This is a genomic window from Amycolatopsis kentuckyensis (assembly GCF_002155975.1).
Taxonomy (GTDB): domain Bacteria; phylum Actinomycetota; class Actinomycetes; order Mycobacteriales; family Pseudonocardiaceae; genus Amycolatopsis; species Amycolatopsis kentuckyensis.
This window is the reverse complement of sequence record NZ_MUMI01000379.1, coordinates 1-7,534: the sequence shown is the minus strand read 5'-3', so window position 1 is coordinate 7,534 and position 7,534 is coordinate 1. Positions and strand designations below refer to the sequence as shown.

Below are 7,534 nucleotides of genomic sequence, written 5' to 3'. Positions count from 1 at the left end.
TGCCGTCGGACGGCGGGGAGGCCCGCAAGCTGACGGCACTGCACCTCGGGGCCGGGGAACCGGTCTGGGCGCCGGACTCGCGGCGGATCGCGTTCACCGCCCGGGTGCCCGAGGCCGGCCGCTACGGCACGCCGGACGCCGACGGCGAGACGCCCGAACCGGCCGCCGAGGCCCCGCGCCGGATCACGCGGATGGACTACCGGATCGACGACGTCGGGTTCCTGCGCGACCGCATGCAGCGGCTGTTCGTCATCGACACTGCCGACGCCGCCGAGCCCGGGGACCTCGAGCCGCTGACCGGCGACGGGTTCGACGCGGCCCACCCGGCCTGGACGCCGGACGGCACGCGCGTGGTCTTCACCGCCCCGCCGGACTGGGGTGCGGCCGAGAGCGACTTCCGCGACATCTGCGCGATCTCCGCCGAGGGCGGCGAGCCCGAGGTCGTCGTGCGCTGCGAGGGGTACTCGGAGCGGCCGGTGTTCGGCGCCGACGGCACGTTGTTCTACTTCGGACAGTCCTTCGAAGAGCACCACGAAGCCGCCCCCACCGGGCTCTACGCGGCGACGCCCGAATTCGGCACCGGCCCGGTGAAGGCGCGGCGGCTCACCGACGCCGAAACCGTGGACTGCGAGACCTCGGCCGGCCCGCCCGCCCCGCGTGAGGACGACGTCGTCGTGGCCGTCCGCCACCGCGGCGCGGTGGAACTGCGCGCGGTTCCCGTCGACGGCGTCGAGGCCCCGCTGGCCGACCTCGCGGTGGTCCACGCGGACCAGGCCGCGGTCCGCTCGTTCGCGCTGGACGGCTCGGTGCTGGTGGCGGTGATCGCCACGCCGTCGACCGCGGGTGAGGTCGTGCTGCTGGGCGACGGGGCGCCGCGGGGGCTGACCGACTACTCGAAGCCGTTGCGGGACAAGGGCATCCGGCCGATGATCGAGCTGGAGACCACCGCCCCGGACGGCTACCCGGTGCACGGCTGGCTGGTCCTGCCCGAGGGCGACGGCCCGCACCCGGTGCTGCGCGTGGTGCACGGCGGCCCGTTCACCCAGCAGGAGTGGGCGGTGTTCGACGAGGCGCAGGTCTACGCGGCGGCGGGCTACGCGGTGGTCGTCGGCAACCCGCGCGGGTCGGCGGGGTACGGGCAGGCGCACGGCCACGCGATCACGCACGGCTTCGGCACGGTCGACGTCGACGACGTCCTGGCGCTGCTCGACAAGGCCCTGGAGCGGCAGGACCTGGACGCCTCCCGCGTCGGCATCATGGGCGGGTCGTACGGCGGGTTCATGACCAGCTGGCTGGCCGCCCACCACGGCGACCGCTTCAAGGCGGCGTGGAGCGAGCGCGCGGTCAACGCCTGGGACTCGATGCTCGGCAGCTCCGACATCGGCTACATGTTCGTCGACGCCTACATCGGCTCGTCACCGGAAGTCCAGCGTGACCGATCGCCGCTGTCGTACGCGGCGCAGATCGAGATCCCGTTCGCGGTGGTGCACTCGGAGCAGGACTGGCGGTGCCCGCTGGAGCAGGCCGAGCGGATGTTCGTGGCCCTGCGCCGCGCGGGCGCGCCCGCGGAGCTGCTCGTGTTCCCGGGCGAAGGCCACGAGCTGAGCCGCTCGGGGCGGCCGCGGCACCGCGTCCAGCGGTTCGAAGCTGTCCTGGAGTGGTGGTCGCGGCACCTGTGACGCGCGGCCTGGTCTGCTTCGACGTCGACGGCACCCTCGTCCCGGGCACCAGCTCGTGCGCGTGGGTGGCCGCGGTGCTCGGGCACGAGGCCGAGCTCGTCGCCGCCGAAGCGGCCTACGTCGCGGGCGAGATGACCAATCAGGAGGCGTCGGTCATCGACGCCCGCGGCTGGGCGGGGCACACCGAGGCGGCGGTCCTGGCGCGGCTGGCGACGTTGCCGCTGGTGGACGGGATCGCCGAGACGGTGGCGTGGTGCCGCGACCACGACCTGCGCCCGATCCTGACCACGCTCGCGTGGACACCGGTCGGGCGCATGCTCGCCGGGCGCTTCGGGTTCGCCGCCTACTGCGGCCCGGTACCCGAAGCCGCCGGCGGCCGCTACACCGGCCGCGTCGCCGAGCACCTGGACGAGTACGGCAAACGCGACTTCGCGCTCGCGCAGGGTTTCGCGCCGGAGCGGTGCGCCGCGGTCGGGGACAGCCGGTCCGATCTGCCGCTCTTCGCCGCCGTCGGGACGAGCATCGCCTTCAACGCGACCCCGGCCGCCCGCGCCGTCGCGACCCACGTCGTCGACGGCCCGGACCTGAGGGCGGTCATCCCGGTGCTGGCGGCTCAGTTCAGCAGCGTGTAGTTGAGCTCTTCGCAGACCCGGCCCAGCGGGACGTCCAGGCCCGGGTGGTCCAGCGGCAGCAGCACGTCCGGCGCGATCGGGAGCGCGGCGCCGGCCGGCGGGTCCCACAGGCAGAGCGCGGGGTCGCCGGAGTCCATCGACGAGCGGTACCAGAGGCCGTCGAGGTCGCTGAACGCGCCGCGGATCGCCCGCGCCCACGCCTGCGTCAGCTTCTTGGGCCCGCTGGAGATCTCCTGGGAGGCGCCCACCCGCGTCGGCCAGAGGCCGGTCAGGTCGAGCAGGCGCAGGGTGCGCGTCGGGCGGACGACGACCAGCCGGGGACCGCGGGTGCGGCGGTCGACCGTCGAGCTGGTCTGGAAGACCTCGGCGACCGAGGTGCGCACGGTGAGGCCGAAGTAGAGGACGCCGTTGGCGGGATCGGTGACCGGTGCGCCGCCGCGGGCGGGCGACTGCTGGTCGAAGCGGCCGTGCGGCAGCGGGCCGGTGTAGCGGAACGAGTTCCACTGCTGGGGGTGGTTGCCGTGCGCGGTGAAGATCCGTACGAGCCTGGTCGCGGGCTGGACCGTCACCACGTCGTCGGCGCGGTTCAGCTGCCGGACCAGGACGGATCGGGCGGGCGGCAGCGGGAGCCGGGCCATGGGTCGGGGGTGGTCCGTCCTTGTCGGTGATCTTGCTCGGGAGGGTCCAGCCTAGAGCGGAGTGCCGAGCGTGGCGATGAGGCGCGCGACGTGGTCCGGGTCACCACCGGAGAGGAGCCATTGGCGTGGGGTCGCGGCCTGGTCGTTGATGACGAGGTCCGCTTGCGGCGTGCTCATGAAGGCGGCGACGACCAGCGCGGGCTGATCGTCGGGCAGCGCCTTCAGCACGACTTCCAGGCCGGGCAGCACACCCGAGCCGGCGAACTGCCACGCGGGGAGCCGCCACCCGCCGTCCTTCCAGCCGGTCAGCCGCCCTTCCTTGAGGCGGTGCCGGATCCGGCTGTCGTCGACCCCGAGGGCCTTGGCGGCTTCGTTGACGCTGAGCGCCCCCTCGGCGAGCACGGCGTGGGCGGCGACGGTGCGCGCCCTGAAGTCGGGTTCGTCTTCCCGCCGGGGGGAGAGGTCGAGGCCGACGTCGGTGAGCGCGGCGCGCTGGTCGGCCGAGAAGTAGTGCGAGGGATCCGGATTCGGTGGCGACAGTCTGCGTGCGGCGTCTTCGACGAGAGTGAGGAACTCATTCGCGTCGACCTTCAGGCCCGCCTTGGCGAGGATGTTCTCCAGCGCTACAGACATGTGGCTCAGGTTAACCCGAAACAGCGCGGATGTGCGGGTTCGTGCGCTTTCTTGCCCTGTCTGTGCGTGAATTCACCAGAGATCGACACTGAGGGCACATCATCCAACACGTTGAGTAGTCAACTTCCGGTCAGTCTCCCCGGACCGGCGGCGCTTGTCCAGCCCCGGCTCGGCTTGACACTGTGCGGTCGGGCACCTACGTTCCGGAAGAGTAAACGATTTCCGCTCCGTGCTCACAGGACCCGGCGTTCCGGCGCCGGACATGGGGGACACAGGGGGTGGGGCGTGCCTGGGGGCCCGGCACGAGCCGGCCCCTGGGCACGTCGTTTGCCACCGGCCTTCCGGTCGCCGGCTCGCTGGGGCGACCGACCCTTCAGTCCGGTGCGCCGGGGTGCCGCCGGCCTTCCGGCTGCCGGCTCGTCGGGGCGACCGATCCTTCGGGCAAGTGAGCCGGGGTGCCTAGACCGCCCCGCGTGCTCGGGGTGCGCGAGCCGGCCCTTCCGAAGCGTGAAGCGGCCCTGCCGTGGGCGGGCGATCCCGGCCCGTCAGCGGCGGGAGCTCTTCCGCACGATCAGCCGGGCTTCGAGCGTCGTCGTCGTCGCGTCGCGGCTGCTGTCGGTGATGCGGGCCAGCAGGAGCTGCGCCGCCACCCGGCCGACCTCGTACGCCGGCTGGGCGACCACCGTCAGGGGCGGGTCGATCAGCGTCGTCCAGGGGGCGTCGTCGAACGAAACGATGCCGACGTCGCTGCCCGGGCGCAGGCCGCGCGCCGACAGCGCCTCCAGTACCCCGATCGCCATCGTGCTGTTCGCGACCAGGAGCGCGTCCGGCGGCGAGGGGTCGTCCAGCAGTTCCAGCGCGGCCAGCCGGGCACCCTCGGCGCGGTATTCCGCCCGCCGGAACAGGACGTTCTCTTCGCCGACGACGTCGGCGTACCCCGCCAGGCGGTCTTCGGCCGTGCGCACGCCGGGCGGACCGGTCAGGCAGCCGACGCGCCGGTAGCCGCCGGCGAGCAGGTGCCGGGTGGCTTCGGCGGCCGCGTGACGGGTGTCGACCAGCACCTGGTCGCCCTCCGCCGCCTGCAACGGCCGGTCCACCGCCACCAGCGGCGTGCCCTGGCGCCGCAGGCCTTCGACGTTCGTCGACCGGCCGGTGGGCGACAGCACCACACCGGCGACCCGCTCCTGCAGCGCGACTTCGATGTAGCGCCGCTCCTTGTCTTCGTTTTCATCCGAGTTGCAGAGCACCACCGAGTACCCGGACCGCTGCGCGAGGTCCTCGACACCCCGGGCGATGGCGGTGAAGAAGGGGTTCTCGACGTCGGAGATGATCAGCGCGAGCACCGCGGTCTCCTGACGACGGAGGTTCCGGGCCAACCCGTTCGGGTGGTACCCCAGCTCGGCGGCGGCCTCCTGGACCCGCGCGGCCAACGCGGGGTCCACAGTGGACTTTCCGTTGAGCGCGCGCGACACGGTCGCCGTGGAGACGCCGGCTCTCGCCGCGACGTCGCTGATGGTGGCCACACGCCCTCCCTGATCACTCGTCGAGGGGGAGGATAGCGCTCTTGGTAGTCGTTTACCGTCCGCTTACCTTTTTGGGTGAACAGCCACTTCCGGTTGTCCGCAGGGGTTACGCCGAACGGAGTCGATCACGCACGGCAACGTCCACAGTGGAGAGTCCACGGAAGTACCGGCGCGGCGTGAGGCCGGTCAGCGCCCGGCACTCCCGGCTGAGGTGAGCTTGATCGGCATACCCCGCGGCGGCGGCGAGCGCGGCCAGCCCGCAGACGTGCGGAGCCAGCGCAACGGCCCGCTGGAACCGGCTCACCCGAAGGTAGGTGGCCGGCCCGTACCCGACGGCTTGCACGAACCGCCGCCGCAACCGCCGCTCGCTCACCGCACCGGACAGGCCGGGATCCTCGGCCCGGGTGGCAACGATGTCGGCCGCCCTCGCGCCGGCGCTTGCGGTGGCTGGAGGTGGGGTCAGGAAGGTGCGCGCCGGTCCATCGCCGGTGCGGCCGGGTGTGGCACGGGGCGGTGTTGGCTCCTCACCGGTTCCGCCGAGCACGGTGCTGGCCCGCGCCGGTCCATCGCCGGTGCGGCCGAGCGCGGCACGGGGTGGCGGTGGCTTGTCGCCGGCGCGGCCGGGCAGGGCGCAGGCCCGCGCCGGTCCATCGCTGGTGCGGCTGGGTGGGGCATGGGGTGGCGTTGGCTCCCCACCGGTTCCGCCGAGCACGGTGCTGGCCCGCGCCGGTTGGTCGCCGGTGCGGCTGGGTGCGGCATGGGGTGGTGTTGGCTTCCCACCGGATTGGCCGAGCACGGTGCTGGCCCGCGCCGGTTCATCGCCGGTGCGGCCGGGTGGCGCATGGGGTGGCGTTGGCTCCCCACCGGGTCGGCCGAGCGGCACTCCGCCACCGCGAAATCCGGAGCCGGCACGTCCGCCAGTCGATCCGTCACCGCGGCGACCGGCGTCAACACCCCCTCCACCAACCGCTCCGCCAAGGACCGCCCCCACAGCTCACCCAGCGGCACCCGCCGATCCCGCAGCTCGTCCGCCGCCACTCCGAGCACCGCTGCCGCGCGGCCGGGCAGGAACCGCACCCCGCTCAACGGCGCCTCCGCCTCCGAAGACCACGCCGCGGTGTCCGGTCCCGCCACGAACGCCGTGCCGTCTCCCACCACCAAGTCCACGCAGCCGTCCGGGACGATCCGCTTCGGGCCTTCCGAAACCGACCGCCACACGCACCTCGCCACGCCCCGCAACGCCGGGGGCGCCGCCGCCTCCTCGTACACGACCCCGATCATCCTCCGGAGGACCGACAAAAACCGGCGCCCCGGCACCCACCCGTCCGGGTGAACATCGAACTTCCCGGGAAGACCGGCTAACACCCCGTCAGGTCACGGCGAGATATAGGTCGACGCACTCGACGGAAGTGCGCGCGACGAGAGAAGACCTCTCCATGGGCGTTCCCACCGCGACCCGGCCCCGGCGCGACTGCGCCGGGCGGGCTCGGTCGGCCGGCAGCTTCGTCGTCGTCCTGAGTGTGCTCGCCGCGGCCTTCGCGGTCACCGCCTACGTCGTCCCCCGCTCCGGGCGCGGCCCCGGCAAGGACGAGCCCGCCACCGCGCCCGTCGCCCCGGCCGCGGTGCGCACCGTCAACCACAGCGTCGTCTACGAACTGCTCGGCACGCACGGCGCCCGCAACCTCACCTACGCCGCCGCCGGCTCCGCGCTGACCCAGCAGGCCGAGGTCGCGACGCCGTGGTCCACGCAGTTCACCCGGGTCGGCCCGGCCGGCCGCACCGAGTTCTACAGCGTCGCCGCCCGCAACCCCGGTCCCGGCGCGCTGCGGTGCCGGATCGTCGTCGACGGCGTCGTCGTCGCCGAGAAGACCGAGACCGAGCCGGGGCGCCTCTTCAGCTGCGCCGTCTGAGCGGCAGGATCGGCGGCGTGAACGCCGCGATCACCTTCGGGCCCGCCCTGGTGGCCGTCCTCGTCCTGCTCGCCGTCGCCGGTGCGGTCGTCGTCAAGGCCGGCGGGCTCGGCCAGGGACGCGCGGTGCTGATCGCCGCCGCGCGGGCCGTCGCGCAGCTCGCCGCCGTGTCGCTCGTGATCACCGCCGTCCTGCGCTCGGCGCCGCTCACCGGCCTCTTCGTCCTGCTGATGTTCGGGATCGCCGCGGTGACGTCGGCCCGACGCGTCGGGAACAGCCGGAACCTCCCGTGGACGGCGCTGGCCATCGCCGCCGGCGTCGCGCCCGTGCTCGCCCTGGTCCTCGGCGCCGGTGTCGTCCCGCTCCGGCCGATCGCCGTCGTGCCGATCGCCGGCATCGTGATCGGCGGCGCCATGACCGCGACTTCGCAGGCCGCCCGGCGCGCTCTCGACGAGCTCGAGTCCCGGCACGGCGAGTACGAAGCCGCCCTCGCGCTCGGGTTCCTGCCGCGCCCGGCCG

The 7,534-nt window shown here is 73.6% G+C and carries 9 protein-coding genes; 4 read left to right on the top strand and 5 right to left on the bottom strand.

Annotation, left to right across the window (positions count from 1 at the left end; translation table 11 throughout):
* Window positions 1–1,679: S9 family peptidase (locus CCN39_RS32350; RefSeq protein WP_086848475.1), on the top strand; the 1,679-nt coding region annotated here is incomplete at its 5' end.
* The gene (locus tag CCN39_RS32345) at window positions 1,661–2,311 is read left to right on the top strand and encodes an HAD family hydrolase (protein ID WP_208630479.1); all 651 of its coding nucleotides are present in this window, start codon (window positions 1,661–1,663) and stop codon (window positions 2,309–2,311) included. The genes CCN39_RS32350 and CCN39_RS32345, both read left to right, overlap by 19 nt.
* Here the strand turns inward: CCN39_RS32345 and CCN39_RS32340 are convergent.
* The 5 genes from CCN39_RS32340 to CCN39_RS52795 form a co-directional block, all read right to left on the bottom strand.
* Window positions 2,293–2,949, bottom strand: a complete 657-nt coding sequence (locus CCN39_RS32340; RefSeq protein WP_086848471.1) for an RES family NAD+ phosphorylase — start codon at window positions 2,947–2,949, stop codon at window positions 2,293–2,295. The genes CCN39_RS32345 and CCN39_RS32340 overlap by 19 nt on opposite strands.
* Window positions 2,950–3,000: 51 nt before the next feature.
* Window positions 3,001–3,582, bottom strand: coding sequence for a MerR family transcriptional regulator (locus CCN39_RS32335; RefSeq protein WP_086848469.1), 582 nt, complete (start codon window positions 3,580–3,582; stop codon window positions 3,001–3,003).
* Between the two features lie 545 nt (window positions 3,583–4,127).
* Window positions 4,128–5,105: a LacI family DNA-binding transcriptional regulator gene (locus CCN39_RS32330; RefSeq protein WP_086848467.1), complete on the bottom strand. Its 978-nt coding sequence runs from the start codon at window positions 5,103–5,105 to the stop codon at window positions 4,128–4,130.
* A gap of 106 nt (window positions 5,106–5,211) precedes the next feature.
* The gene (locus CCN39_RS32325; protein ID WP_244211094.1) at window positions 5,212–5,478 is read right to left on the bottom strand and encodes a helix-turn-helix domain-containing protein; all 267 of its coding nucleotides are present in this window, start codon (window positions 5,476–5,478) and stop codon (window positions 5,212–5,214) included.
* An 86-nt stretch (window positions 5,479–5,564) separates the two neighbouring features.
* Window positions 5,565–6,386, bottom strand: a complete 822-nt coding sequence (locus CCN39_RS52795; RefSeq protein ID WP_341867716.1) for a DUF6597 domain-containing transcriptional factor — start codon at window positions 6,384–6,386, stop codon at window positions 5,565–5,567.
* A gap of 155 nt (window positions 6,387–6,541) precedes the next feature.
* Between CCN39_RS52795 and CCN39_RS32315 the strand changes: the two genes are divergently transcribed.
* Together CCN39_RS32315 and CCN39_RS32310 are read left to right on the top strand one after the other, a co-directional pair.
* Window positions 6,542–7,015, top strand: a complete 474-nt coding sequence (locus tag CCN39_RS32315) for an MmpS family transport accessory protein (RefSeq protein WP_086848465.1) — start codon at window positions 6,542–6,544, stop codon at window positions 7,013–7,015.
* A 17-nt stretch (window positions 7,016–7,032) separates the two neighbouring features.
* Window positions 7,033–7,534: ABC transporter permease (locus tag CCN39_RS32310; protein ID WP_086848463.1), on the top strand; the 502-nt coding region annotated here is incomplete at its 3' end.

Coding starts and splice junctions, on each gene's coding strand:
- CCN39_RS32340 (WP_086848471.1), bottom strand. CDS start 2,949: ATGGCCCGGCTCCCGCTGCCGCCCGCCCGATCCGTCCTGGTCCGGCAG.
- CCN39_RS52795 (WP_341867716.1), bottom strand. CDS start 6,386: ATGATCGGGGTCGTGTACGAGGAGGCGGCGGCGCCCCCGGCGTTGCGG.
- CCN39_RS32315 (WP_086848465.1), top strand. CDS start 6,542: ATGGGCGTTCCCACCGCGACCCGGCCCCGGCGCGACTGCGCCGGGCGG.
- CCN39_RS32335 (WP_086848469.1), bottom strand. CDS start 3,582: ATGTCTGTAGCGCTGGAGAACATCCTCGCCAAGGCGGGCCTGAAGGTC.